Origin of the sequence: Microbispora sp. ZYX-F-249 (assembly GCF_039649665.1) — a bacterium.
In the GTDB taxonomy this organism is placed as follows: domain Bacteria; phylum Actinomycetota; class Actinomycetes; order Streptosporangiales; family Streptosporangiaceae; genus Microbispora; species Microbispora maris.
This window is the reverse complement of sequence record NZ_JBDJAW010000186.1, coordinates 1-357: the sequence shown is the minus strand read 5'-3', so window position 1 is coordinate 357 and position 357 is coordinate 1. Positions and strand designations below refer to the sequence as shown.

The window sequence follows — 357 nt, the reverse complement described above, 5'->3', positions numbered from 1 at the left end:
GCGCGCTGCGCGATCGCATCCACGCCGAGGTCTGCGACAAGGGCTACGACCCCGAACGCAACACCTTCACCCAGTCCTACGGCTCACGCGAACTGGACGCCGCCCTCCTGCAGATCCCCATCGTCGGCTTCCTGCCCCCCGACGACCCCCGCGTCACCGGCACCATCACCGCCGTCGAACGCGAACTCATGACCGACGGCTTCGTCCTGCGCTACCCCGTCGCCGAAGACAACCCCGTCGACGGCCTGCCCGGCGGCGAAGGCGCCTTCCTCGCCTGCAGCTTCTGGCTCGCCGAAGCCCGCGCCCTCACCGGCCGCCACCACGACGCCGTCCAACTCTTCGAACGCCTCATCGACC

General features: G+C 70.0%; 1 protein-coding gene. It reads left to right on the top strand.

The annotated features are described in order from the left end of the window. On the top strand, window positions 1-357 hold a 357-nt coding region (locus AAH991_RS40345), incomplete at both ends, for a glycoside hydrolase family 15 protein (protein ID WP_346231222.1).